This window comes from Antarctobacter sp., assembly GCF_034670325.1.
Lineage (GTDB): Bacteria > Pseudomonadota > Alphaproteobacteria > Rhodobacterales > Rhodobacteraceae > Antarctobacter.
In genome coordinates, this window is the sequence record NZ_JAXMNR010000007.1 from 29916 (window position 1) to 55570 (window position 25655).

Annotated in this window: 27 protein-coding genes and 1 tRNA gene; 12 read left to right on the forward strand and 16 right to left on the reverse strand. The window is 61.9% G+C overall.

The window, feature by feature from the left end:
* Positions 1-5 precede the first annotated feature (5 nt).
* Both VOI21_RS17375 and VOI21_RS17380 read right to left on the reverse strand, forming a co-directional pair.
* Positions 6-689, reverse strand: coding sequence for an ABC transporter ATP-binding protein (locus VOI21_RS17375; RefSeq protein WP_323771219.1), 684 nt, complete (start codon positions 687-689; stop codon positions 6-8).
* Positions 682-1968 (reverse strand): lipoprotein-releasing ABC transporter permease subunit, encoded by a 1287-nt coding sequence (locus VOI21_RS17380; protein ID WP_323771220.1) that lies wholly within the window; start codon positions 1966-1968, stop codon positions 682-684. The genes VOI21_RS17375 and VOI21_RS17380 overlap by 8 nt, the downstream gene beginning before the upstream one ends.
* A 194-nt stretch (positions 1969-2162) precedes the next feature.
* Here VOI21_RS17380 and VOI21_RS17385 point away from each other — a divergent pair, with 194 nt between their 5' ends.
* The 3 genes from VOI21_RS17385 (at position 2163) to VOI21_RS17395 (ending at position 4676) form a co-directional block, all read left to right on the forward strand.
* Positions 2163-3281 (forward strand): pyridoxal phosphate-dependent aminotransferase, encoded by a 1119-nt coding sequence (locus VOI21_RS17385; protein ID WP_323771221.1) that lies wholly within the window; start codon positions 2163-2165, stop codon positions 3279-3281.
* Between the two features lie 129 nt (positions 3282-3410).
* On the forward strand, positions 3411-3617 hold the full coding sequence (locus VOI21_RS17390; RefSeq protein WP_323771222.1) for a histidinol phosphate aminotransferase: 207 nt from the start codon (positions 3411-3413) through the stop codon (positions 3615-3617).
* A 75-nt stretch (positions 3618-3692) separates the two neighbouring features.
* Positions 3693-4676 carry an Ldh family oxidoreductase gene (locus VOI21_RS17395; protein WP_323771223.1) on the forward strand — a complete coding sequence of 328 codons (984 nt, stop codon included), beginning with the start codon at positions 3693-3695 and terminating at the stop codon, positions 4674-4676.
* 138 nt (positions 4677-4814) lie between these two features.
* On the opposite strand, the gene VOI21_RS17400 is transcribed toward VOI21_RS17395, so the two are convergent.
* A complete protein-coding gene (locus tag VOI21_RS17400) occupies positions 4815-5249 on the reverse strand; it encodes a DMT family transporter (protein WP_323771224.1) in 435 nt (144 codons plus the stop codon).
* Between the two features lie 10 nt (positions 5250-5259).
* Positions 5260-5670: a PaaI family thioesterase gene (locus VOI21_RS17405; RefSeq protein ID WP_323771225.1), complete on the reverse strand. Its 411-nt coding sequence runs from the start codon at positions 5668-5670 to the stop codon at positions 5260-5262.
* Between the two features lie 130 nt (positions 5671-5800).
* Here VOI21_RS17405 and VOI21_RS17410 point away from each other — a divergent pair, with 130 nt between their 5' ends.
* On the forward strand, positions 5801-6271 hold the full coding sequence (locus tag VOI21_RS17410; RefSeq protein WP_323771226.1) for a cytochrome c: 471 nt from the start codon (positions 5801-5803) through the stop codon (positions 6269-6271).
* Positions 6272-6335: 64 nt separating this feature from the next.
* Complete coding sequence (locus VOI21_RS17415; protein WP_323771227.1) at positions 6336-6755, forward strand: cytochrome c; 420 nt, start codon at positions 6336-6338, stop codon at positions 6753-6755.
* A 312-nt stretch (positions 6756-7067) separates the two neighbouring features.
* Here VOI21_RS17415 and VOI21_RS17420 read toward each other — a convergent pair whose 3' ends face one another.
* Positions 7068-7655: a TetR/AcrR family transcriptional regulator gene (locus VOI21_RS17420; RefSeq protein WP_323771440.1), complete on the reverse strand. Its 588-nt coding sequence runs from the start codon at positions 7653-7655 to the stop codon at positions 7068-7070.
* A 41-nt stretch (positions 7656-7696) separates the two neighbouring features.
* On the opposite strand from VOI21_RS17420, the gene VOI21_RS17425 reads away from it, so the two are divergent.
* The 7 genes from VOI21_RS17425 to VOI21_RS17455 all read left to right on the forward strand — a co-directional run bounded on the left by VOI21_RS17425 (position 7697) and on the right by VOI21_RS17455 (position 16085).
* The gene (locus VOI21_RS17425; RefSeq protein ID WP_323771228.1) at positions 7697-8056 is read left to right on the forward strand and encodes a hypothetical protein; all 360 of its coding nucleotides are present in this window, start codon (positions 7697-7699) and stop codon (positions 8054-8056) included.
* A 133-nt stretch (positions 8057-8189) separates the two neighbouring features.
* Positions 8190-9476, forward strand: a complete 1287-nt coding sequence (locus VOI21_RS17430; RefSeq protein WP_323771229.1) for a homoserine dehydrogenase — start codon at positions 8190-8192, stop codon at positions 9474-9476.
* 192 nt (positions 9477-9668) lie between these two features.
* A complete protein-coding gene (locus VOI21_RS17435) occupies positions 9669-11549 on the forward strand; it encodes a VCBS domain-containing protein (protein ID WP_323771230.1) in 1881 nt (626 codons plus the stop codon).
* 186 nt (positions 11550-11735) lie between these two features.
* Positions 11736-12710 (forward strand): class II fructose-bisphosphatase, encoded by a 975-nt coding sequence (gene glpX / locus VOI21_RS17440; RefSeq protein WP_323771231.1) that lies wholly within the window; start codon positions 11736-11738, stop codon positions 12708-12710.
* A gap of 114 nt (positions 12711-12824) precedes the next feature.
* The gene (gene recJ / locus VOI21_RS17445; protein WP_323771232.1) at positions 12825-14579 is read left to right on the forward strand and encodes a single-stranded-DNA-specific exonuclease RecJ; all 1755 of its coding nucleotides are present in this window, start codon (positions 12825-12827) and stop codon (positions 14577-14579) included.
* 136 nt (positions 14580-14715) lie between these two features.
* Positions 14716-14790: transfer RNA gene (locus VOI21_RS17450), tRNA-Glu, on the forward strand.
* Positions 14791-15740: 950 nt separating this feature from the next.
* The gene (locus tag VOI21_RS17455; RefSeq protein WP_323771233.1) at positions 15741-16085 is read left to right on the forward strand and encodes a hypothetical protein; all 345 of its coding nucleotides are present in this window, start codon (positions 15741-15743) and stop codon (positions 16083-16085) included.
* A 96-nt stretch (positions 16086-16181) separates the two neighbouring features.
* Here the strand turns inward: VOI21_RS17455 and VOI21_RS17460 are convergent, their stop codons facing one another.
* From VOI21_RS17460 to VOI21_RS17510, 11 genes are all read right to left on the reverse strand, one after another.
* Positions 16182-16343, reverse strand: coding sequence for a hypothetical protein (locus tag VOI21_RS17460; protein WP_323771234.1), 162 nt, complete (start codon positions 16341-16343; stop codon positions 16182-16184).
* A gap of 33 nt (positions 16344-16376) precedes the next feature.
* Positions 16377-16598, reverse strand: a complete 222-nt coding sequence (locus tag VOI21_RS17465; protein WP_323771235.1) for a hypothetical protein — start codon at positions 16596-16598, stop codon at positions 16377-16379.
* An 809-nt stretch (positions 16599-17407) separates the two neighbouring features.
* A complete protein-coding gene (locus tag VOI21_RS17470; RefSeq protein WP_323771237.1) occupies positions 17408-17695 on the reverse strand; it encodes a hypothetical protein in 288 nt (95 codons plus the stop codon).
* Positions 17696-17899: 204 nt separating this feature from the next.
* Positions 17900-18391: a hypothetical protein gene (locus VOI21_RS17475; protein ID WP_323771238.1), complete on the reverse strand. Its 492-nt coding sequence runs from the start codon at positions 18389-18391 to the stop codon at positions 17900-17902.
* 347 nt (positions 18392-18738) lie between these two features.
* Positions 18739-18921, reverse strand: a complete 183-nt coding sequence (locus tag VOI21_RS17480) for a helix-turn-helix transcriptional regulator (RefSeq protein ID WP_323771239.1) — start codon at positions 18919-18921, stop codon at positions 18739-18741.
* A 92-nt stretch (positions 18922-19013) separates the two neighbouring features.
* On the reverse strand, positions 19014-19694 hold the full coding sequence (locus tag VOI21_RS17485) for a hypothetical protein (protein WP_323771240.1): 681 nt from the start codon (positions 19692-19694) through the stop codon (positions 19014-19016).
* Positions 19691-20875 carry a tyrosine-type recombinase/integrase gene (locus VOI21_RS17490; RefSeq protein ID WP_323771241.1) on the reverse strand — a complete coding sequence of 395 codons (1185 nt, stop codon included), beginning with the start codon at positions 20873-20875 and terminating at the stop codon, positions 19691-19693. The genes VOI21_RS17485 and VOI21_RS17490 overlap by 4 nt, the downstream gene beginning before the upstream one ends.
* Before the next feature lie 496 nt (positions 20876-21371).
* Complete coding sequence (locus VOI21_RS17495; protein ID WP_323771242.1) at positions 21372-21995, reverse strand: ABC-type transport auxiliary lipoprotein family protein; 624 nt, start codon at positions 21993-21995, stop codon at positions 21372-21374.
* A gap of 6 nt (positions 21996-22001) precedes the next feature.
* Complete coding sequence (locus tag VOI21_RS17500; protein WP_323771243.1) at positions 22002-23744, reverse strand: MlaD family protein; 1743 nt, start codon at positions 23742-23744, stop codon at positions 22002-22004.
* 6 nt (positions 23745-23750) lie between these two features.
* Positions 23751-24530 (reverse strand): ABC transporter ATP-binding protein, encoded by a 780-nt coding sequence (locus tag VOI21_RS17505; RefSeq protein WP_323771244.1) that lies wholly within the window; start codon positions 24528-24530, stop codon positions 23751-23753.
* A complete protein-coding gene (locus tag VOI21_RS17510) occupies positions 24530-25615 on the reverse strand; it encodes an MlaE family lipid ABC transporter permease subunit (protein WP_416358988.1) in 1086 nt (361 codons plus the stop codon). The genes VOI21_RS17505 and VOI21_RS17510 overlap by 1 nt, the downstream gene beginning before the upstream one ends.
* Between the last annotated feature and the right edge of the window lie 40 nt (positions 25616-25655).

Genomic DNA, 25655 nt, shown 5'->3' on the forward strand with positions numbered 1-25655 from the left:
GCGGATCACTCCGCGTGCAGCCCACCGCTGTCCAGCCGCAGCCGCCGGTCCATCTGTGCCGCAAGGTCAAGGTTATGGGTGGCGATCAGCGCAGACAGGCCGGTTTCGCGCACCAGCGTCATCAACGCGCCAAACACGCGATCCGATGTGGTGGGGTCCAGGTTGCCGGTCGGCTCATCCGCCAGCAACAGGCGCGGCGTGTTCGCCATCGCGCGGCAAAAGGCGACCCGCTGTTGTTCGCCCCCAGACAGAGCGGCGGGGCGGTGGGTGGCCCGATCCTTGATGCCAACGCTGTCCAGCAGGGTCAGCGCCCGCGCCTCGGCCTCGGCGCGGCTCGCGCCATTGGCCAGTTGCGGCAGCACGATGTTTTCCAGCGCCGTGAACTCGGGCAGCAGGTGGTGGAACTGGTACACAAACCCCACATCCGCCCGCCGCACGGCTGTGCGCCGCCGGTCGCTTTGGCCTTGCATCGCCTCGCCGCCGATCTCGACCGTGCCCGCATCCGGCGTGTCCAGCAGCCCGGCGATGTGCAGCAACGTCGACTTGCCCGCACCCGAGGGCGCGACCAGCGCCACAACCTCGCCGCGTCCGACGCTCAGGTCGATGCCGCGCAGTACGTTCACCTCGTTCGGTTTGCCCTTGTTGTAACTCTTTTCGATGCCCGTCAGGCGCAGGACCGTCTCACTCATAGCGCAGCGCCTCCACCGGGTTCATCCGGGCCGCGCGCCGCGCCGGAAAGATCGTGACGATAAAACTCAGCCCCAGCGACAGCGAAACCGCCGATACCACGTCTTTGAGCTGTAGCTGCGCGGGCAGCGCATAGATGCCCCGGATCGACGGGTCCCAGACGCCGCCACCTGACAGGTAGTTCACAACGGCAAAGATCGGGTCGATGTAGATCGCGAACAGGCAGCCCAGCAGCACGCCCAAGGCGGTGCCGATCAACCCGGTGAACGACCCGCAGATGAAAAACACCCGCATGACAGACCCCTCGGTCAGGCCCATGGTGCGCAGGATACCGATGTCGCGGCCCTTGTTCTTGACCAGCATGATCAGCCCCGACACGATGTTCATGGCGGCGATCAGCACCAGCACCGACAGGATCACGAACATCACGTTATCCTCAATATCCAGCGCCCGCAGGAACCCGCCGCTGGCGTCCTGCCACGTCCAGACCAGAGCGCCAGCCCCCGCCGCCTGACCGATGGGGCTGCTGTAGCGTTCGACCTCTTCGGGGTCCTCGACGGTGATCTCCAGCTCATCCGCCACGCCCTCGCGGTTGAAATACAGCTGCGCCTCGGCGAAGGGCATGTAGATGCGCGTGCGGTCGATGTCATAGCGCCCGGCGGTAAAGATATAGGTCACATCATAGGTCTTGACCCGCGGGCTGACCCCGAACGGCGTCTTCACCCCGTTGGGAGAGATCAGGTCGATCTTGTCGCCCAGACCCACCCCCAACATCTGCGCCACGCCGGACCCGATGGCCACGCCGCCCTCAAAATCCGTCAGGTTGCCTCGGCCAGTGTCCGGGTCGGCGATGCGCGGGATCTCCACCAGATCCGCCTGCGCGATGCCGAAGACCTCGACCCCCGCATTGCGGCCATTGCCCGTCGCCATGACCTGCCCCTTGACCAAAGGCGCCACTCGCGTGACGCCCGGTACGGCGCGCACGCTCTCGGCCATGGCGGCGTAATCGGGCAGGGTGCGCGTCGGTATCCCGGCCTCATCCACATGCTGGATGTGGTAGACGGTGACATGGGCATTGGCCCCGACAATCGTGTCCACAAACTCGGCCCGAAATCCCGACCGCACCGCCAAGGTCGCGATCAGCGCAAACACCGCCAGCGTGATCCCGATCAGGGAAATCCACGTCATGACGGACACCCCGCCCTCGGCGCGTTTGGCGCGCAAATAGCGCCAGGCGATCATCCATTCAAACGGGGCAAAGGGCGGCGGCTGGCGCGTCATGGGGCTCTTTCTGGTCCTGCTCGTGGCGGAAACTGGCCTTTTGCCCGGTCCGGGTCAACCTGTCCGCGCTCCTGCCGCGCGACCATCCGCCAGTCGTGGCCTGTCGTCGCCACGCGGACCGTGCCATCGGCCCTTACACCGCCCCGTCAAAATCCCACGTTGACGCAGCCGCCCGCGCCGCCATAACTGCGGCCATGACTGGACCCCGATACCCCGCCCTCATCGCCGCGCTCCCCGCATCCGTGCCCTTTGTCGGCCCCGAACTGCAAGAGCGCGCCCGCGGTGCCCGTTTCCGCACCCGCCTTGGCGCAAACGAAAACGTCTTTGGCCCGTCCCCCTTTGCCATCGCCGCCATGCAGGACGAGGCGGCGGACATCTGGAAATACGCCGACCCCTCGCATCTGGACCTCAAAGGCGCGCTGGCAGAGCAACTGACCTGCACGCCGCAAAACATCCTGATCGGTGAGGGCATCGACGGGCTGTTGGGCTATCTGGTGCGCCTGCTGGTGGCCCCTGGGGATGCGGTTGTCACCTCCGACGGGGCCTATCCGACCTTCAACTATCACGTAAACGGTTTTGGCGGCGTACTGCACAAGCTGCCCTTCAAGGGCGACCACGAAGACCTCGCCGGGCTGATCGCCAAGGCGGCAGAGGTCGACGCCAAGATCGTCTACCTCGCCAATCCCGACAACCCGATGGGCACATGGCACAGCGGGGCCGCGATAGAGGCGGCGCTGGACGACCTGCCCGACGGCTGCGTGCTGGCGCTGGATGAGGCTTATGTCGAATTTGCCCCCGAAGGCACCGCGCCGCAAATCGACGCCGAAGACCCGCGCGTCGTCAGGTTTCGCACCTTTTCAAAGGCGTATGGCATGGCGGGCGCGCGCATCGGCTATGCCGTGGCGGCGACCGATACGATCAAGGCGTTTGACAAGATCCGCAACCATTTCGGCATGAACCGCTTTGCACTGGCCGGGGCGCTGGCCGCGCTGGGCGATACCGAATGGCTGCAAGAGGTCATCCGCCTGACCGCCGAGGGGCGGACAGAGGTGAACCGCATCGCCGCAGAAAACGGGCTGACCACGTTGCCCTCAGCGACCAACTTTGTGGCGGTGGACTGCGGCAAAGACGGCGATTTCGCCCGCGCCGTTCTGGCTGGTCTCATTGATCAGGGCGTCTTTGTCCGGATGCCCTTTGTCGCGCCGCAGGACCGCTGCATCCGCATCAGCGCGGGCCGTCCCGAAGATATGGCAATACTGGCCGAGGCGCTGCCAAGGGCGCTGGAGGCGGCCCGCAAATCCACCGCGTCCTAGGGCCGTGACCCGGGGCTTTCTGAGCGGATATTAACCAATATTTCAGCAGATCGCGGAATCCTGACCTGACTTGCCGTCGTCCTGGGCTATCTTGCGCAAGCGAAGGAGGCTGGCGCAGGAGGCCGCGCGATGGAGAACCATCACCCCAAACCGGTCGAGAATTACATGACCGCAAACATGATCCTGATCTTCGTGAACCTGATGTGGGTTTTCGTGGCGCTCTGGTCCTACTGGGGGCTTGGCGTTGTCCTGATCCTTGCGGCCCTGCTTAATCGCCTGATCACCCGGATCGACATGGCCCGTCGCCGCCGCGACGCAAAGTTTGACGGCATATGACCCGACCTTCGGCCTAATCGGTTTTCGTTTCGGCGCGTGCGGCATAGGCTTGCCCAAACGCGCAGGAGTAAACCGATGCCCCAGATCACGATCACCGAGATTTTCCGCCTCTCCGAAACCGCGCTGGCCGCGCATGGGGCGGACGCCGCCATCGCTGCCGAAATGGCCCGCGCGATTGCTTGGGCCGAGGCGCGGGGAAACCGGATTTGCGGGCTGTATTACCTTGAAAGCTATTGCCAGCAGTTGCGCTCGGGGCGCGTCGATGGTCGGGCCGTGCCCAAGATCAGCCGCCCCCGCGCGTCCGAACTCCGCGTCGATGCCGCCCACGGATTTGCGCAAACCGCCTTTGCCGCCGCTTTGCCGCAGGCGTTGCAGGCGGCGCGCGACACCGGCCTTGTCAGTCTTGCGCTGCATCACGCCCACACCTGCACCGCGCTGGGCTATTTCACTGAACAGATCGCCAAAGGCGGGGCGCTGGGTTTTGGTCTGACCAATGCCTCACCCATCGTGGCGGCACCGGGCGGCAAGACCCGTGTGATCGGCACCAATCCCATCGCCTTTGCGGTGCCGGACGGGCAGGGCGGCGTGGCGATGATGTTCGACCAGAGCACGACAACCGTGGCGCTGGGCCGGATCACCATGGCCAAGGCGGCGGGAGAGCCGATCCCCGAGGGCTGGGCCGTCGACGCCGATGGCCGCCCGACCACGGACCCCGACGCCGCGCTGTCGGGGTCGCTGACCTCTGCGGGGGGGTACAAGGGCTGGGGCCTTGGCCTGATGGCCGAGATTCTCGCCGCCTGTCTGGGCGGAGGGGTGCTCAGCCGGGACGTCAAACCGCTCAAGGCACCAGAGGGCGCGCCGCATGACCTTGGCCAGTATTTCCTGATCATTGATCCCGGTCAGGGCGATTTCTTTGACCGGCTGTCGGGGCTGGCAGAGGTGGTCACGCAGGATGACGGCGCGCGGATGCCCGGCGCGGGTCGCGTGCCTGCCGACACGGCGGATGTGCCAGAGGCGCTCTGGCAGCAGCTGCGCGCCCTTGCGGGCGAAACACCCTGAGTCGCGCCGTCTTGTGATGCCGGGTTAATACTCCGCACGGCGCGTCCTCGCGGGGGCGGGTTTATCACCAAAAGGTAAATTTGTCTCTGTAACCCATTGATATTGCGTGCCCTGTGGGCTGTCCACGCGTGGACAGCCTCAGGCCCGCTGAGTGATCCAGACCCCCAGCGCCATCACCGCGATGCCCGTGGCACGGGTCAGGGTCAGCGGCGTGAGCCGCGCCCCGAAAAGGCCAAAATGATCGATTGCGGCGGCGCTGATCAACTGCCCGATGAGCACGAAAAAGACCGCGTTTCCAACCCCGAATTTGGGCGCGATGATCGTCACCGACAGCACGTAAAACGCCACGAAACACCCGCCCAGAAACAGGTGCCGAGGCGCCTCTATCACACCCCCCAAACCCTTGGCCCCGCTGGCCAGCCAGACCGCCAGCGTCGAGGCCAGCGCCACGCAAAACAGCACCACCGCCGCCGCGATGGGCGACCCCAGCCGCACACCAAGCGCCGCGTTGAGCGCCGCCAAGGTCGGGATGCCGATCCCAGCCAGCAGCATGACAAGGGCATATTGAGTCATTCTCGGTCTTTCATTCAGCAAAGAAAAAGGTCGCGCTGGCCGCCGCTACAGGCACCGCATCGGGCAGCCGGATCAGCGTGGCCTCGGCAAAGATCATCGCCCGCCCGGCCTTGATCACCCGCGCCGTACAGCGCACCGCCTCGCCCCGCGCGGCGCTGAGAAAGCGGGTCTCAAGATTGGTGGTGGCCACGGGTTTGAACGCCCCCAGCCGCCCGGCGCAGGCAAAAACCATCGAGGTGTCCGCCAAGGTCGCCAGCGCCTGACCACACACAATCCCGCCCATACGGGCGATATCGGGCGTCACAGGGATCTCCAGCACGGCCGACTCTTCGCCGATCGCGGTGACCCTTGGCTGCAACGCCATCACCCAGGGTGCGAAATTCTCTTCCAACAGGCGCTGCGCGGTGGCAGGATCAAGCATGAGGACCTCCCGTCTGTCCGGCGCGACTATGACCGGACCTGTGGCGGCTGTCACCACCTGTCAGGGCGGTGGCGGGTCCCGGGGGGCGACGGGCCGCCCCTGACCGACAAGAACAAGAACGGAGCGGGACATGTATATCAAGGCACTGGCCGTGGCGGCGCTGATCACAGCGACCGCCTGCACGCCTTTCTTGGCAAGGCAGGACGGCACAAGCCGCGGGTGGTTTGCCCCTTCGCGGTCCAGCATCGACGAGGCGGACACTCACCCCGGTGCCGAGGTTTTTGCGGCCAATTGCGCCTATTGTCATGGCGACACGGGGCAGGGCGATGGGCCATTGGGCGTCGATCTGCCGGTTTCGCCGCCGGATCTGACCGGTCTGGCGGTGGCCAATGGCGGCAGCTTTCCGGCCGAACGGGTGATGGAGACGATCCACGGTTATCCGGGCAAGTTCCACCGCGGCTCGATGCCCGAGTTCGGGCAGGCGTTGAAAGGCCCGGTGGTGGAATGGCGCGCACCGTCGGGGGAGATCATCATGACCCCCAAGGGCCTGCTGGACGTGGTGGCCTTTGTGAACAGCCTGCAGGTCGATGGCGAAAGCTGAGAGGGCTTGTCCCCGGCGCGGCGCTTTGGCAGGAGACAGGCAGAGGCAGAAAATGAGGGCAGGAATGCACAAGGTGATCATCGGGCTGGCGGCGGCATTGGCTCTGGCCGGTTGTGTGGAAGACGGCGCGATGCCGGGACCACAGGACGGGCGCGCGCTGTTCATGGCCAATTGCGCCGTCTGTCATGGCGAGGACGGCAAGGGCGACGGTCGGATGGCGCGGGCGATGAAAAAGCCGCCGAAAAACCTGACGCTGATCAAGGTCCGAAACCGCGACGTGTTCCCGCGCGCCAAGATCATGTCGATCATCGACGGGTATGCCCGGTCGGATCTGGCGGGGCCGGGGATGCCGGAGTTCGGCGCGCTGCTGGAAGGGGATCTGGTGCCCTACGACAGCGGCGACGGCAAGCCGACGCCGACGCCGCGCAAGCTGGTGGCGCTGGCGGAATACCTCGAGTCGATACAGGCAAGCCGGACGCCCTGACCGCGTATTTTGATTTGGGTCGCCGGACGGGACTCGTCACAGCCCTTGCGGGCCGCAACATCGCCCGCCCGCCGACCCTGTCGAGTCGCGCCTTGCGGCGCGTTTGCTGCTTTGCGATTCACCCGTGAACAGACCCGCCTGTTCCCCGAACCCATCGCTCGCTTTCTTGCTGCCTGAGCCAGAGCCGCGCGCCCTGCAAGGGCAAGCCGCGCAAGCGCGGGGCTGCGCCCCCTTGCACGGCGCGCGCCCCCGGCTCTGATCGGCATCAAGCGAGAGATGGCTCCGGGGAACAGGCTGGACCTTGACGACGGGCTATGCCGCGACCGCCTTGCGCACCATGTCGCAGTAGAGATCCTGCACCTGCGTCACCCCGAGGCGGCCGCCGGGGCGATACCATGTGGTGATGCCGGTCAACATGGCGATCACCGCAAGGGTTGCAAGTTTGGTATCCGCAACGTCGAACAGGCCCGCATCGCGGCCTGCGCGCAGGATGTCCTCAAGCGCGTCTTCGTAGTCGCGCCTCAGGCCTTCGATGATTGCGAAATGCTCTGGCGTCAGGTTGCGCAGTTCCATGTAGGCGATGAAGACAAGCTCTGGCCGTTCGAGGTGAAAGCCGATGTGGAAGCGCACGAAATCCTCGAGTCGCCTCTGTGGCGAACCTGTTGCGGCGCGCGCGCGCCAGTCGGTCAGCAGGTCGTCCATGTGGTCGTGCATCAGCGAGAACAGCAGCGCCTGTTTGTCAGGCGTGTAGTTGTAGAGCGCGCCCGCCTGCAGTCCCACCTCTGACGCGATCTGGCGCATGGAGACAGCCGCGTAGCCGCGTTCCGCGAACAGCCGCAGTGCCGCCTCGCGGATGCGCGGGCCGGTGATTTCGGAGTGGCTTCCCTGAGTGCGTGCCATGTCTGCCATGGTTATCTGAACGAACGTTCAGATCAAGCGGGATGCTTGCCAGTCTCCGCAGGCTGGGGCATGACAGTCACATGCGCAAGGTGTCGTGTCATATCCTGATCTGGCTGGCTGTCGCGGGTGGCCTTGCGGGCTGTACCCAGTTCCCGGAACTGGACGCGGTGGCGACGCCGGGTGTGGCGACGGCGGCCTATCCGGATTTCCTGCCAATCGACACGTTGTTGAATGGTGCCGTCCCGCGCGCATCTGGTGCCGAGATCGCAACCGTGGAGGGCCGCGTCAACGCCTTGCGGGCGCGGGCGGACCGTTTGCAGCGGGTCGCGATTGCGCCGCGCGGGGTTGACGGGCGTGTGGCGCGCCTGCGCCGCCGGGCGGCAGAGTTGCGCGCGCAGTAACCACCTTACAATGCCTTCTCCAAAGGCGTGATGCGGCCAGTGGGCCAATGCTGTGCCGCGCGCTCTTGTCCCTGCGGCTGCTTGGCGGTAACCGGGGCACTGATCGATCCAAGGAAAAACAGGAGTCCGTCCCATGTCCCAGCCACTACGCCTTGGTATTGCCGGTCTGGGGACCGTGGGCACCGGTGTCGTCAAAATCCTGCGCCAGAAGGCGGCGCTGCTGACGGAACGCGCCGGGCGCGCTATCGAGATCAGCGCGGTCTCTGCCCGCACGCGCGACAAGGATCGCGGCGTTTCGCTGTCGTCCTACGCGTGGGAGGACGACCCCGTTGCGCTGGCGACCCGGGATGACGTGGATGTCTTTGTCGAACTTATGGGCGGCAGCGACGGGCCGGCCAAGGCCGCCGTCGAGGCGGCGCTCAAGGCGGGCAAGGATGTGGTCACCGCCAACAAGGCGATGTTGGCCCATCACGGGCAGGCGTTGGCCGAACTGGCGGAATCCACAGGGGCCGTGTTGCGGTTCGAGGCAGCCGTAGCGGGCGGCATCCCGGTCATCAAGGCGCTGACCGAGGGGCTTGCAGGCAACGAGATCGAGCGCGTCATGGGGGTGATGAACGGCACCTGCAACTACATCCTGACCCGGATGGAGGATGCGGGCCTGAGCTATGACGCGGCCTTTGCCGAGGCGGACGCGCTGGGCTATCTGGAAGCTGATCCGCAGCTGGACGTGGGCGGGATCGACGCGGGGCATAAGCTGTCGCTGCTGTCTTCCATCGCCTTTGGCACGCAGGTGGCCTTTGACGCGGTGGAACTGGAAGGCATCGGCAGTGTCACCATCGAAGACATCCGGCAGGCCGCCGACATGGGCTTTCGGATCAAGCTTTTGGGGGTGGCGCGGATGACCGGTCGGGGGTTGGAGCAGAGCATGGCACCCTGCCTTGTGCCTGCCAATTCGCCGCTGGGTCAGTTGCAGGGCGGCACCAACATGGTGGTGATCGAGGGTGACCAGGTTGGCCAGATCGTGCTGCGTGGTGCGGGCGCGGGTGAAGGCCCAACCGCCAGCGCCGTCATGGGCGATGTCATGGACATTGCGCGCGGGCTGCGGGTGTCGACCTTTGGTCGTCCGGCGGATGCCTTGAAACCGGCTGTGCCTGCCATGGCCTCGACCCCCGCGCCTTATTACCTGCGCACCGCTCTGGCGGACAAACCCGGTGCATTGGCCAAGGTGGCCACGGCATTGGGGGAGGCGGGCGTGTCGATCAATCGAATGCGGCAGTACGATCACACCAACGACAGCGCCCCGGTTCTGATCGTGACCCATCGGACGACGCGGGCCGCTCTGGATCAGGCCTTGGCGGGGATGGAGACCACGGGTGTGATGATGTCGCCCCCGGTGGCCCTGCGCATCGAAGAGGTCTGATGCAGGTCATCGCGGCGCCCCTGCGTCGCGATGAATGACGTAGCGTCACCAAAAGGTTTGGTGATTTCGCGTTCTGAGGTTAACCTTTCGTTAAGGATTGGATAGCGGCACCATAATCGGTGTCCGGCGACGCCGTTTTGGCACTGCCGCGCCTTGGAATTTGGCGGCTCCGGTTCGACGGGGGGACGACATATGCCAAAAGATAATTCCAATAAATTTGGTCATCCGATCACCGGGACTGACGGTGACGATACACTTGCGCCGGTCGATCCCGATGAGGCCGTCCATATCAACGGCGGAGACGGCAACGACGATATCACCGGATCGGATCAGGGTGACGTGATCAATGCCGGGGACGGCGATGACACCGTCGAAGGCGGCGGTGGCGACGATACGATTCGCGGCAATGACGGCAATGACACGGCGGTCTATGCGGGCTCTATCTTTGATTTCCTGATCTACGATGGTCAGGGCAACGCCACGGTGGTCGAGGACACCAGCCCTGATGCGGGCGACGAAGGCACCGACACGGTAAAGCAGATCGGCACGCTGGAGTTTGGCGACTTCACCTATCTGATCGGGCAGAACAACGCGCCTTTGGTGCTGCTGGACGATCAGGTCGCCGATGAGGACACGGTAAAGGTCTTTACCTTTGATGCCTTCGATTTTGACGGCGGCACGGTCAACCTTGACGATATTTCTGTGTCCGACGGGACGGTCTCGGCTGGCGGCCCGGTCGATGTGACGAACGGAAACTACACCGGCGCGCAATTCACCGTCACCTTTGATCCCGGGGCCGTGTTTCAATACCTTGCGGTGGGCGAAAGTGCCACCGAGACGATCACAGTCGAGGTGTCAGACGGGCAGGGCGGGGTGTCGGTGCTGATCCGCGATATCGTCATAGAGGGTTTGAACGACGATGTGGTTATCGACGGCGGTGCCTCTGATCTGACGGGGTCGGTCACGGAGGATGACAGCACGCCAGTACTGACCACGTTCGGCAGCATCCTGTTTTCAGATGTCGATCTGTCCGACACCCATGTGGCCGACGCGGGCCTTGCAGGGATTGACGGCCTGAACGTTGGGCTGACAGGGGCGGCGGCAGAGGATTTCCTGACGGTCGCGGCCTCGGACACGACCGGGGTTGCAAACGGGACGGCGGACTGGAACTTTTCGGCAGAGAACGCGCAGTTCCAGTACCTTGGCAGCGGCGACTCGGTGACGTTTTCCTATGACATCAACATTGATGACGGCAACGGCGGTGCCGCCTCCGAACTGATTGGCATCACGATATTCGGCGTTAATGACGCTCCCGAGATCGTTGGCGGCGATTTCACCGGCGAGGTGACAGAGGACACGCTGTTGACCGTCAGCGGCACGATTTTGGCCGAGGATGTGGACTATGGTCCCGACATCTTTAACTGGGCTGTCCAGGGCGGTGGCGCGGGCACCTACGGGTCGATGACCGTGGATCTGTTTGGGACCTGGACCTACACGCTCGACAACGTCAACGCGGACGTGCAGGCGTTGGAATTGGACGAGACCCTGACCGACACCTTCATCTTTGTCGTGGACGACGGATTGGGGGGGGAGGCAACTCAGGCTGTGACGATCACCATCAACGGGCTGGCGGACGGCGAGGATGTGATCAATCCGCTGTTGCAAACCTTTGAGTCGGGGGTGAGCGGCGGGCCCGGCGGGCTGATCTATTCGGGCGACTGGGGCACCGTGGACGCAACGCTGTCTGATGGACGCAGCGGCAACCCCTACGACGCGGCGCTGCAATCCGGCATGTTCGTGGCGAACAACGGCGCGGCGGATGTGACGATTTCCCGTGAGACGAATTTCGATCTTGAGAGCGCCTATTTCACCGCGCCTTTCGCGTCGAGCATGACCTTGCAGGTTCACGGGTATGACGACGGTGTCCTGACTGGCAGCCAGACGATCACGCTGACTCAAGGGGCGACAAGTTTCGTGGAATTCGACGATGCGATCTTTGACTCCGTGGATGAGGTTGTCTTTGAAGCAGGCGGGGAATTCTTTGGAATGGACAACCTGCTGATCATCGGCTGACGCTGGCAGGGCAAATGGACTGGTGAAGGGCGGTGTTCAGCCGCCCTTTGGTGTTGGGGAGATCCCTTTGGTCCGGGGCCGCGCATTAACCACACCTTCCGGGCCGAGACCCGCTATCCTCTTGCGGCCCTGTCCCGGCGCGGGGTACTCAACAGGCGACGCGGCTCTCACGAAGGATTACCGGCGATGTCCACCCCAATCGATTTCAATGACCGAATGCTTTCTCTTGGCCTGGCCCGCGTGGCCGAACAGGCCGCCATTGCCAGCGCCGACTGGATCGGTCGCGGCGATGAGAAGGCGGCCGATCAGGCCGCTGTGAACGCCATGCGCGAACAGCTCAACAAGCTGGACATCAAAGGCGTCGTGGTGATCGGCGAGGGAGAGCGCGACGAGGCCCCCATGCTGTATATCGGTGAGGAAGTGGGCAACGGCAAAGGCCCCGGCGTGGACATTGCGCTGGACCCGCTGGAAGGCACGACCCTGACCGCCAAGGACATGCCCAACGCGCTGACCGTGATTGCGATGGGGCCGCGCGGGTCAATGCTGCACGCGCCGGATGTCTACATGGAAAAGCTGGCGATCGGGCCGGGCTATCCCGAAAACATCGTCACGCTGGATATGCCGCCCGCAACCCGTGTGTCGGCGCTGGCGTCGGCAAAGGGCTGCCTGCCGTCGGACATCACCGTCTGCATCCTCGAACGTCCCCGCCATGAGGACATGATTGCCGAGGTCCGTGCCACTGGCGCGTCGATCCGGCTGATCACCGACGGCGACGTCGCGGGCGTCATGCATTGCGCCGAGCCGCATCTGACCGGCATCGACATGTACATGGGCTCGGGCGGCGCACCCGAAGGGGTGCTGGCGGCGGCGGCGCTGAAATGTATGGGCGGTCAGATCTTTGGACGCCTGCTTTTCCGCAACGACGATGAGCGGGGTCGCGCGGGCAAGGCCGGGATCACCGACCTGGACAAGATTTATACGAGGGACGAAATGGTGACGGCGGACGTGATCTTTGCCGCCACCGGCGTGACCGGCGGATCGCTGTTGCCCGGGATCAAGCGTGAGGTTGGCTGGATCACCACCGAGACCTTGCTGATGCGGTCCAAGACCGGCTCTGTTCGGCGGATGAACTATCGCAATCCGTTCAAGCATCAGGGCTGAGCGTCTGGCGGAGAGGCGATGTTTCGTCGAGAAATCGGTGTTGGGGGCGCTGCCCCCACCGCCCTTCGGGCTGCCCCCGGAGGTATTTGAACAAAGAAGAAGCCGGGAGTAGCCTTGTCCTATCTGGGGGTGGAGAGCAGTCTGACCGGGCGGCGCTGGGTGGGTCCGGGCCCCGAGGAAACGCGGCAGGCCGAGAGTTTGGTGCAGCGAACCGGGCGTCCGCATGCGCTATGTGCCGTGCTGGCGCGACTGGGCGTGTCGGCGGACGAGGTCGAGGGGTATCTGGCACCGACTCTGCGGACGCTTTTGCCCGATCCGCGCAGCCTGAAGGATATGGAACCCGCTGCGGCGCGCTTTTTGCGGGCTGTGTCGCGGCGCGAACGGATTGCCATCTTTGCGGATTATGACGTGGATGGCGGCACATCCGCCGCTTTGCTGATCGACTGGCTGCGCCAGATGGGGCGGCAAGCGACGCTATATGTGCCGGACCGGATCGATGAGGGCTATGGGCCGAATGTTCCGGCAATGCGCCAATTGGCCGAGGCGCATGACCTGATCATTTGTGTGGACTGCGGGACGCTGTCACATGAGCCGATTGCGGCGGCCAAGGGCGCGGCGGATGTGGTGGTGCTGGACCATCACCTTGGCGGCGAAACCTTGCCCGAAGCGCTGGCCGTGGTGAACCCCAACCGGCAGGATGAGGATGGCGCTCTGGCGCATCTGTGTGCGGCGGCGGTGGTGTTTCTGATGCTGGTCGAGGCCGGGCGGCAATTGCGCGCGGCGGGGGCGCAGGGGCCTGACCTGATGGCCGCGCTGGACCTTGTGGCGCTGGCCACGGTGGCGGACGTGGCCCCCCTGAAAGGCGTGAACCGCGCCTTTGTGCATCAGGGATTGCGGGTCATGGCACGGCGGGCGCGGCCCGGTCTGGTGGCGCTGTCGGATGTGGCACGGCTGGAGCGTGCGCCTGCCGCATACCATCTGGGATATGTTCTGGGGCCGCGCGTCAACGCAGGGGGTCGGATCGGCAAGGCGGATCTGGGGGCGCGGCTGCTGGCCTGCGACAACCCGGTCGAGGCGCAGGCCATGGCGGAACAGTTGGACCTGCTCAACTCCGAACGGCGAGAGATCGAGGGTGCGGTGCGCGAGGCCGCGCTGGCGCAGGCCGAGGAACGCGGGCTGGACGCCCCGCTGGTCTGGGCGGCCAAGGATGGATGGCACCCCGGCGTTGTGGGCATCGTTGCCTCGCGCCTTAAAGAGACGACCGGCCGCCCCTCTATCGTGATCGGTTTCGACGGGGACGAGGGCAAAGGCTCTGGCCGGTCGGTGCCGGGCGTTGACCTTGGGGCCGCGATCCAGCGGCTGGCCGCCGAGGGGCTGCTGGTCAAGGGCGGCGGGCACAAGATGGCTGCCGGGTTGACGGTGATGCGCGACCAGTTGGAGCCCGCCATGGCGCGGCTGTCTGACCTGCTGGAGCGACAGGGCGCGGGGCAGGGCGGGGCAGCGGACCTACGCGTAGACGGCGTGCTGATGCCCGGCGCGGCCAGCGTCGAGCTTGTCGAGTTGCTGGAGCGTGCCGGTCCTTTCGGCGCGGCGGTGCCCGGGCCACGCTTTGTGTTGCCGGATATGCAGATACGTTATGCCAAGCGGGTGGGCAGCGCGCATCTCAAGTTGACGGTTTCCGACGGGTTGGGGGCGTCGCTGGATGCGATCCTGTTCTCGGCTTTCGAGGGGCCGTTGGGTCCGGCATTGGAGGACCATCGTGGGGCTCGGTTTCACCTTGCGGGCAAGCTGGACATCAATTTCTGGCAAGGACGCTCGACGGTTCAGTTGCGCCTTGACGACGCCGCTCCGGCGGCGCAGGCGGTGTGAGGGATGTTCACAGGATGAGGTCGAAAATGGGGCGGAAAAATCTGCATTTTCTGCTTGCAAGCATCGCGCGCTTTTCATAGAACCCGCCTCACGCCGCAGCGCTGGTAATCACGCCAACGCCGCTGCGCCTCAGAGTGGCCCGTTCGTCTATCGGTTAGGACGCCAGGTTTTCAACCTGGAAAGAGGGGTTCGATTCCCCTACGGGCTGCCACATTACTTATCCAAGCTACTGATATTGCTGAGATAATAGGATCGGCAAGATCTGTTCCCACCAGCTTTCCCACCACGACGTGGAAAGTCAGCAAAACCACACCGACAACTCTTGATGTGCTGTCCATCCCTGGCAGCAGACACTTGAGAGGTACCGTGATGACGATCAGAGTTCGCAGTCCAGACGTTGAAGACCTGACAGAGGCGCGGCAGCGACTCGCCCATTTTGCCGAGACGACACGCACCAAGCCGCCCAAATCTCTTCTGAACGAGCGAGGGGCGCCCACTGCCGAGTTGCTGAGCTATTGTCGGCAAGAGGGTCTGTCCCTGGATTGGCTTTTCCTTGGCGACATTAATTGCCTTCTGTCCGCCTACCGCGCACGGAACCGAACATTTGAGGATGCCGAGCCAAAGTCGGTGCGTCACTAGCTGCGCCGCTTAAGGCAGCCTCACGGCATGCGGGTCGCACAGCGCCCGCATGCTATCCCTCCACGTCCGGTGGACATGCTCCGATCACTGAATGGACGCCAACTTCCAACGATTTGCGGCGGCGAACCTGCGCGTCCCGCTACCCGATCAAGCCTGCCCCCCTTTTGCCATCCCCTCGCGGCCGCTGCCTGATAGGGGGTGGGGGGTCCGATTTCGGGGGCCCGGGGGGTAAAATCGGGGCGCGCAGATCCTGTAGTCCACCCATGCTCTCGCGGCATTCCATTTTTTTTATTTTCATTTTTTGACGCGCCGCTATCCTTCCTTCTGATCGGCCGGTGCATTTCCTCATTTTTCCCGGCGGGGTAACTTCCGGGCATGGATAAGATCAGAGCCCTTCCCCGTCCCGCCCCCCGCATATCGCACAAGCTGCGCAGTGCAATCGATCTGCGCGTTCGCAAGGGCATGACTATTCTGGATGCCTGCACGGAGGCCGGTCTCAGCACCGCAGGCTGGCACAAGGCCATGAAGCGCCCCGCCGTAAAGGATCACTTGCAAAAAGTTCAGGGCGCCTATGTGTCGGAGGTGTCGGCCAATCAGGCGGTCTACAAAGCACAGGCATTGGACGTTGCCTTTGATCTCATGATGAATGCCAAGTCTGAAAGTGTCAGAGCGCGCATGGCCGAGTTCTTGGCGAGCGACGGTAAGACGCCGCAGGTGTCGGTGCATGTGGATGCCCGACATGGCCCATCTGGCTACGAATACGCCCGGCCGGGCCAGAAGATCGTACAGATCGTTGACAGCGACGACGGCAATCCAGATCAAGGCACAACGCGTCCGGCGGTCGGTGGAATTGCTGCGCCAGATTGAGGCGACACGAGTCGGAAGGCTAACCGCACTTCTCGAATAGATCGAAACCGTGTCGTGATCCTGTCGGCGATCATCCGGTAGAGCCCGCGCGAAAATTCATCCGCTTGGCAGGAGTCCGGTTAGAACATAGATCGCCCCTGGCACGAGTGCCAACAGCGTCCATACACCAAGCAGCACATGGAAATCCTCTTGGACCTTGTACCTGTTCGGCCCGATATTGGCGAAGGCGGTCAGCACGGCGGCCATCAGCCCATACATCACCAGCACTTCTTGGGCGCGGTCCCACATATCCTAACCGTCAACGCAGGTCGTCGTGCTGCCGACCGTTCGGCATGTTGTGACGGCACGGCCCTCCTGACGGGCTTTCTCGGTGTGATAAGCCGCAACGCAAGCCTCGGTGTGTGCCTGCATGATTTCCGAAACGTAGATCTTACAGCCTTTGGCAGTCTTCCAGCCGTCTTCGCTGCACGCCACCGTCAGGCTCAACGCCGCAACCATCAGCCATTTTTTCATGTTGTGCACCTCCTGTCGACACCTAAGCACGGTACGCGATGCATCGCCAAAGGCGCAATAAGGGCGATGGACCAGCGATCTAGCTTTCTCAGCGTCATCCACGGCGCATTTGCGCGACCCGCAGTTGGCTTTGGCTCAACACTGATACGGGCATAGATAACTCGCAAAACAAAGGTGCAGTAATGTCAGGTGGCTGGTTTGGGTGGAGTTTTTCACGGGCGGCGCCTTTAGTCGCGCGCACAGCGCCGAGAGTGTTCGGCGGTTGAAAGCCCGTCAGAATGCAAAGGTGTGCTGTGGTCACGCTCTCCGGCGCCCTGAGGCGGGTTCACGTCGCGGTCGTCCATCAAGGATCGGTCGCGCGACGTGAGATTGCGTCGGCCAGGTCTTGTGCCGGTCCCAAAATGCCCGAACCTCGCGTTGCGAAAATCCCTTCCGATGCTGGCGAACGGCGGTCTGGTAGTTTTTCACCGGCGGCCATGCCACATGGTCAGAACCTTCTAAGCCCGGCAACATGCTCTGAGTTTGAACGCGTTGCATGAAGACATATTTTCGAAGCCGCCGTGGTCATGGAAACCACGGGCGAAACCCTCTGGCCTATGAAGTGGCGGCTCGCCTTCCGGCAGGTCGGCGTTCACGCAATCAACCACGGTATTGCACACCATGATTTCTTCGATCTTCGCCAAATAGGCCGCCAGGATTGCAGGAAACTGTTCGTTTATCGACGCTGCAACCTTGTCCCTCTGCGCCTAGGCTTCCTGATAGCGTCGCATCTGCTTTGCGGAATAATCGCGTTTCACCAAGTCGTCGGCCTAGGCGTCCAGCAGACCGATCGCGGCTTCAAGCCGCTGGCAATCCAGCGCGGTGGCCTCTGACGCGCGTCTGGCATCTTCGATCTGCGCCCGGGGCAAAAGAGGATCGAGCATCAGTCCGCGCGATTGATCCGCGTGTGCCTTGGCCTTCGCGATCATCGTCTCGGCCTCTTTGCGCAACCGGCCGTTATCGGCTGAGGACGCGGCGTCGTTGCCAACGCATTCACCGATGCTTGACAGCAGATCGTCCAGATCATTGGCGGGGTTGTCGTGGAGTGTCGTGGCCATTGTGTTTTCCTTTGTGTGTAGATGGTAGGATAAGGATGTTCCAAGAATCCGTACGGAAGCGCATGGGATTGACGCTGATACGTTCCAAGAATCCATACAGGGCGTTCCAAAAATCAGTACAGGAGATTAAGATCCGTCCCAAAAACCCGTACAGGTTTGTTCCAAATATCCGTACGGGGTTCTGTTTTCCGAGGATCATTTTTCCTATCGATCAATTGTAGCTTTCTTTCGAGATGGTGGATCTCCTCCCTTCGGGTTTCTGATCTGTGGCCGAACGATTGGGAAATCGTTGCCCGGCATCCATTTCTCGAACAGTCGGCGGCCTTGCCCCCTCTCATCGCCCGGCAGGGGCAGTTCAGTAATCTCAAGCAGATGGCCGCTGGCCCTACCCTGAACGCCTAGCTGTGCGCATCGGGTAACAACGGTAAATCCAGCCTTCTGAAGATCCAGCATGGCCCGACCGGCCGTCTCAGGGTTAATGCCCATGCATTGAGCAAGCTGGCGCAGGGAGACTTGGATTTTCCCGTTGTTGTTTGCGTTAGGGCCCTTCCATTCGAACTTTATCCAGACATATGCAGACTGCGCCGCCGTGGATAATGACCGCCAAGCGGGCGTTTCCATCGTCGATCTCTGCATTTTCGTCCAATGCTCTTGAGCCGCTTTTCCGCGCTTGTGCTGCTTGTACTCTTTGACCATCACAGCACCTCGGAAATCGTACCGAGCAACCGAGTTCTCTGTCGGCCCTTGGCATCAGGCTCATCCGCAAATACGGGAATTCTAGTATTCAGAAGCCGTATCAAATCCTCACGGTGCAGATTGAGCCCCATGACGCCGGCATCGGCCAGACGCTTGAGGAGTCGGAAACCCTGTAGGTCCAGGACCACGCGACGCAATTCGCCAGACGCGTCTATTTCGACAATATGCTGGCGATCACATCTGACAGGCTTTATACTCGGGCTATCATCGCAATCGACAGCACCAACGACCTGCCCCCCCGCGATCTTTGAACCACTCGGGGGGGCATCATAGCAATGGGACATTGTTCACGCTGCCTCCTGCGAAGCAAGCCAGTCCTCAATATCCTGCACCTTCCAGCGGGTGCTGCCGCCGACCTTTATCGGTGCAGGGAATTTCTTCATCTTGACCAAGCGCCAAATGGTCGAGACGCCCAGTTCAAGGTGATCGGCGATCTGCTTGATCGACAACAGTTCTGTTTTCAGGCCCACTTCCATTTCTCCCATAGGGTTTCGATGGAGTAGTTATTGCCTTGCCATGTCCCCCCTCGTCTAAATGGCTTATTGCACCTGAAACTATAGCATTACCGCATGTCGAAGATTGATGGTCGGCGTTTCAGGCTCTCGTAGTTCAACAGGCGATCAAGATGAACGAGATTTCTAGCAATTTCGTCCCGTGCTTCTTCGGCAGGCGCGCGCCATCCAGTTGTTACCCCCAACAGCCTGAGCACCGTCTTTACGGCAATCCCGTAGGGACCGCTCGGTTCACCCCCGTTGTTTCCTGCACCGGGAACCTTTTCGAAAGCCAAATAGTAAATTTCTGCAATCGCACTCGCGACCTTGCGAGCATGTTCCGCTTTGGATGGCCCTGTCTGCATTGCGATCTGCTCCCCGTGTACCATAAGTTTCATTTCGATCTCGTGATCCAGCACCGCAATCAGATCAACCAAATGGTCGGTCCATCTTTTCATGTGCTTTGGAATGCCATCATCTCGCTCGCTTGGGGCAGTGAAGTGAAGATCCATAGCTCGAAGCTGGTCCAACTTGATGTCCATCAGCCCGTTACGCAAATCCGCGGCGTGCTGGCGCACTTGTTGGAGTTGTTCAGCCATTTCTTTTCGGTGCTTTGAATTCTGCGGGTTCAGCGCGCCGGAGGGCGAAAATCTTGATAGCAGAGATGTAATGTGGCCCGGCCGATGGACGGTCTTTGCGATTGCCTTTGTCAGGCCAATCTTTTCCAGTTCTTCTTTGATTTCCGGCGTCATGCTCGCACCATCTTGACCACCGTGCCCATCTCGCCTGCGATGTATCGTCCCCAAGCCTCCATGAGATCCCGGCGGCGATCAAACAGGTCAGATCTGAAATAGGCACCTTCAACGCCACCGACCTTGTGAGCCAGCGCGGCCTCAGCGACCTCTCGATCAGCGCGCGCGCTTTCAGCGGCCCAATCGCGAAACGACGAGCGGAACCCGTGCGCAGTCGTTCCTTCGCGCCCCATACGTGCAAACAGGGGCCGAAAGGCATTGACGCTAAGAGGTTTGGCGTCAGCCTTCGACACGGTTTGTGGGGATGGAAATACGAGGTCTGCGTGCAATCCTTCGACCTGTTTGAGAAGGCGCACGGCCCTCTCAGACAGCGGGATACGGTGCGTCTCCCCCATCTTCATGCGATCAGCCGGGATTGTCCAAACGGCGTTGCCTAGATTGATCTCTGACCACCGTGCGCCGCGGGCCTCGTTACTCCGGGTCGCGGTCAGAATGATTAACTCCAAACAGCGTGCGGCTATCGCCTCCCGGCCCGACAGTTCGCCCATGAAGGTTGGTACGTCCCGCCACGGCAACGCATTGTGATGTTTCGCCTTTTGACGGCTCCGGGGCAGTGCCTTGTTCAGCGGGCCGTCTACCGGATTTGAGCCTGCGTAATGCCCGGCACCAATCGCCCAGTCAAACACGTTACCAATGCGTTGCTTGATCCGCCGGGCGGTATCATGCTTTTCGGTCCATAGCGGTGTGAGAATTGACAAAAGGTCGTCGCGGCGGATGCTCTCAATCTCGCGCTCCCCAATGGCGGGGAACACATGGTTCTCCAACGATGCTATCCAAAGGGCGCCATGCTTGCCGCTCTTGAATGTTTGGGCGAGTGATCGGTGCAGTTCGATCGCAGCACATTTGAAGGTGTAGTTGCGCTTATCCCGCAACCCGATCGGATTTCGACCTTCCTTGGCTTCCGCCCTGAGCGCCTGAGACTTCTTCCGTGCATCGGCCAGGCTCAAGAGCGATGCCGTGCCCAGCCCAATTTCACGACGCCGCGTCTCGCCTTTGATCCTGACACGCAAGATCCAGCTTTTTGCACCTGCTTGACTGACCGCAAGATAGAGGCCGTCGCCATCGCCATGCATGCCCGCTTTCTTGAGCGACGCTACCGACCGTGCTGTTAGCTTCGCCATCAAACTTCCTTCCCACCATTGTTCCCACCACAATAGCTAAGATTTGGCGAGACGCCTCGAAATCGGTTGATAACCACTGAGAGGCTAAGTATCAATAAATATAAGAGTAAGTCGGATTGTTAGAGATATTTTGAGATTATAGTGTGACAGACCTACGGGCTGCCACTTTGCCAAATAATCCTATGAGATGGCTGAAGTCATCAATTGGTTGAAGCTCTATGCCTCATGAAAACTTGAGGTGACATTTGAAACCCTTGGCATACGCCCTTTTCAGGGGCCGATAACATGTGGTTGCTCTGCGTGCGCGGCCACCTTGGGACGGTGACTCTCATATCGGTTTCCCGAAAAAACTGACCGGATCAAAGCGCCTTTGTTGGCTCGCCGCTCAACGCCGATACAGATGTCCCGGCAGTTGGACACCGGCCAGTTTGCAGCCCGATTATGGCGAGGTTCTGTCTGTGAAAACCGGCCCCTCAGACGGCAATGAACCCCCTCATCACCTCAGGGGGGTCTTGGCGAACCAATCAAGCACCTCGGTCAATTGTGCCGTCATGGCCGCGTCGAAGGCGGCCACAACCATTTCTCTGGAGGTGTCCGGGGCCGTCGCCGAGGTGTCGAAACTGCGCGATGAGACCACCCGCCCGTCGGTATCACTGAGCAAAGTCATTGTGCTCCGGACCACAATGGTCACGCTATCCGCGCCGACCTCTGCCTGAAACGCCTGCAAATCGGTCATCAGGACATAGTCAGGCGATGGCCCCGACCCTGCGGCGGTCACAAGGGCAAAGCGCCCAGAATTCGCCAGCGACCGAACCAGCAGCAGTTGAACGTGTTCCGTAGCGTCATTGATCCAGCGCGCATCCGGCAGCGACTCGATCTTGAGCGGGGTCGGTTTGACCACGATGCGGTCGCTTGCAAAGGCCCCGGTGGCGGACGGCATTGCAACTTCCAGATAGCGGCGGCTCTGCCGAACGGACACCGTGCCTGCGGGCAGGGGGCTCAGTTCAAAGGTGTCCAGCGGTTTTGACGCGGTCTGAATGCTCGAAATGGCAGAACATCCGGCCATCGCCAGCATGCTGAGCCCAAGCGCCGTTGACCGCAGTGTCACAAGAAACGCCATAACCGATTACCTCCTGAACTCAGGTACGTTGTTGCCGAAAAAGAATCGCGCTGGATCGCGTTCCATCTTTTTGGCCAATTGCTCCAGACGATTGACCAGTTGCTGCGCTTCGCGGGCAAACTTGGTGAACTCTGGCAACCCGGTTTGTGCAAAGGCCCGAATTGGCGGTGTGGTGGTTGCGACAGTTGTATCGATGTTCTCGACCACTTCCAACGCCCGCGCCATGACTTTGCGCAAATCGGCGGTGATCGCGGGCAGGTCGTCGGACAGCTTGGCCGTTGTCGTCTTGAACTGGTCGGCGGCGGCGCGCACGTCGGAAATGGCCGGGCCAAGGTCGGTCGAAATCAGCTTGTCGGCGCTGGCGAATGTGCCCTGCGCAATGTCCAGCGTCTCTGTTGTGGCGCTCAGGGCCACGTCCAGATTGGCAAGCGTCAGATTGGCGTTTTTCAGCGTCTCGGTGGCGGCCTTCAAGGTGGTTTCGCCGGTTTCGGCCAGTGGGTCGAGACGCTTGGTAAACCTTGTGACGTCTTTCGACACTTGGTCGACAACCGAAGTGACAGAGGCGACGGCCTTTTGGACGTCGGTCAGGATGGTGGGCACGTCCTCATTCAGGATTTTGTCCACGCCGGAGATGGCCTGCTGAACCGATGTCAGGGTCGTGCGGGCATCTTTCAGAAGGGCGGTTCCCTCGCCGTCTATCATCCCCTGAAAGTTGATCGACGCGCTTTCGATGGCGGCCAGAGATTTGCGTCCTTCAGCCAGTGTAAGGTCCAGAGAGGCGATTGTCTTTTCCAACTCGGCAAACCGTTTCGTCGCCGCATCGGCGGACCCTCCGAATTGCGTCAGCACCTTTTCAAGCTGCAGGCTCAGATCCTTGGTCGCCGTCTCGATGGACAAAACGGCGGCGGACATTTCGTCAGCGATCTTCGGCACCTGTTTCTGGACGAAGGTGTCGACCTGGGTGATCGTGGCCTCGGCGGCGGTGAACGCACCTGTGGCCGATTTCATTGTCGGCTGGACCTCGGCAAGGGCAACCTTGGCGACATCTAACGTCTCATCGACCTTGCCCAACGTTGTCTGGATCGACGTGCTGATGCTGTCCAGCCGCCCGGTGAATTTCGATATTTCGGCGGTTCCTTCGGACACGGTGCGGGAAATCTCGGAGAAATCCGCAAGCGCGGTTTCCAACTTCCCCGACGCGCTTTCAAGGTTCTTGAGCAACGAGGCGACAGAGGACTGGTTTTCTGACCCCAGAAAGGTTCTGATTTCCTTGATCGCGGCCAAGGCTTCGGCCACCAGATCGGGCGAATCCTCAGTCAAAGCCTGCACGACAGAGCGTTCGGTGGGGATCAGCGGCACGGACGAGGGATCGACAGAGGTGCGCAGCAACAGGGCTTCGGGGCTGCCGCCGCTGAGGGCGACAAAGCCGACCCCGGTGACACCCTGCGAGTTCAGTTGCGCCTTGGTGTCGGTCTTGATCGGGGTGTCGGCGGCAACCTCGATCCGGACCCGCACCTTGGCCGGGTCGTCCTCGTCCAGCGCCAGACTGACCACCTTACCCACGGAAAGCCCGTTGTAGCGCACGTCCGCCGCCATCCCCAGACCGGATACGTTTTCGAACAGAACCTCGTACAAGGTGTATTGGCGGTCGATCTCAACCTTCGCGAACCAGACCAGCAGGCCCAATAGCCCAAGGACTCCTAGCACCGACACGGCCCCGATCAATACGAAGTTTGCCTTGGTTTCCATTCGAACTCAGCCCTCGGTCCCTAAACCGGCCGCCCGCGCGCGGGGACCGTGGAAATACTCATGCACCCAGGGGTGATCCACCTTCAACATGTCGCGCATCGTTCCGGTGACAAATACTTTCTTTTCCGCCAGAACGGCAATCCGGTCGCAGATCGCATGCAAACTGTCCAGATCGTGCGTCACCATAAAAACGGTCAGGCCCATCGTCGTCTGCAGTTTCTTGATCAGGGCGTCAAAGTCTGCGGCGCCAATCGGGTCCAGCCCGGCGGTGGGCTCATCCAGAAACACGATTTCAGGGTCAAGCGCCAGCGCACGGGCAAGCCCGGCGCGCTTGCGCATCCCGCCCGACAATTCCGATGGGTATTTGTCGCAGGCGATTGGGGGCAAGCCGACCATCGAGATCTTCAGCTCGGCCAGCGCGCGCCGGGTCTCTGCCGAAAGGTTGGTGTGTTCGCGCATCGGAACTTCGACGTTTTCGCGCACCGTCAGCGAAGAGAACAGCGCCCCGTCCTGAAACATCACACCCCAGCGCTGTTCGATGGCGCTGCGGGTTTCGTCCGACGCATCGGTGAGGTTGGTGCCGAACACGGTCACGCTGCCGGCCTGAGGTCGCCGCAAACCGGCAATGGCCCGCAACAGCACCGATTTCCCGGTCCCGGACCCACCGACAATCCCCAGCACTTCGCCTCGGAAAACGTCAAGGTCCAGCCCGTCGTGAACCACGTGATCGCCGAACTGGTTGCGCAGTCCGCGGACCTGGATGATGGCATCGCGCGTGACGGTCATCAGATGCCGATCACAGCGAACAGGATTGAGAACATGGCATCCGCGACGATGACCAGAAAGATCGACAAGACAACCGAGGTTGAGGTCAATCGCCCCAAGGATTCGGCGTCGCCGCCGACCTTCATGCCCTCGTAACATCCTACGATTGCGATGATAACGGCGAAAAACGGGGCCTTTATCAGGCCGACCGCGTAGTGCCAGACATCGACTGAATCGTACAGTCGGGTCTGGAACATGCCGGGTGACACATCCAGTTCGATCCACGACATCATGGCCCCGCCCAGCAGGCCCATGACGTCCGCCACGAACCCCAGCAACGGCAACATGAAGACCAGCGCCAGAACGCGCGGCAGGATCAGGATCTCGATCGGATCAAGGCCAAAGGTCCGCATCGCGTCGATCTCTTCGCGCATCTTCATAGAGCCGATGGCCGCAGTGAACGCAGCCCCCGACCGGCCCGCGACAATGATCGCGGTCAAAAGAATGCCAAGTTCGCGCAGGACAGAGATTGCGATCAGATCGACAACAAACACCTCGGCCCCGAACTGCCGCAACTGGACCGCGCCCTGAAACGCCATGACAACGCCGATCAGGAACGCCATCAACGAGACGATGGGAACCGCGTTCAGCCCGACTTCTTGCATGTGGTGCACCAGTGAGGTCACCCGCAGCCTGCGGGGGTGGAGCGCGACGTAACCAAGCCGCGCCAGCACCGCGCCCAGAAAGCCAAGCATTTCGATCACGCCAAGAATGCCGAACCATGTTTTCTGACCGATCACTTCCAACCAGTCAAAAAACCCGTGGCGTGGCTTTGCTGTGGGCGCTTTTTTCGGGATGCTCTGTCGAACGACGTCCAGCAGGTCCACCTGATTCTGCGACGCGCCTGCGATCTCACACCGTCCGCCACGGCCCTGAACCTCATTTTGCGTGGTCACAAGCAGCCAGGCCCCGGCGGTGTCCATGGCCTCGACCTGCGACAGGTCCAGCGTGACATCGGCCTCTGTCGCAGGCGCAGTTAGCTGCGCCCGGACTTCTTCAAGCCTTGCAATCACCAACCGACCTGACAGCGCGATTTTCATGAACAGAGGCGATACAGTGTAGTTGTAGGGTCGGAAACCGGAATAT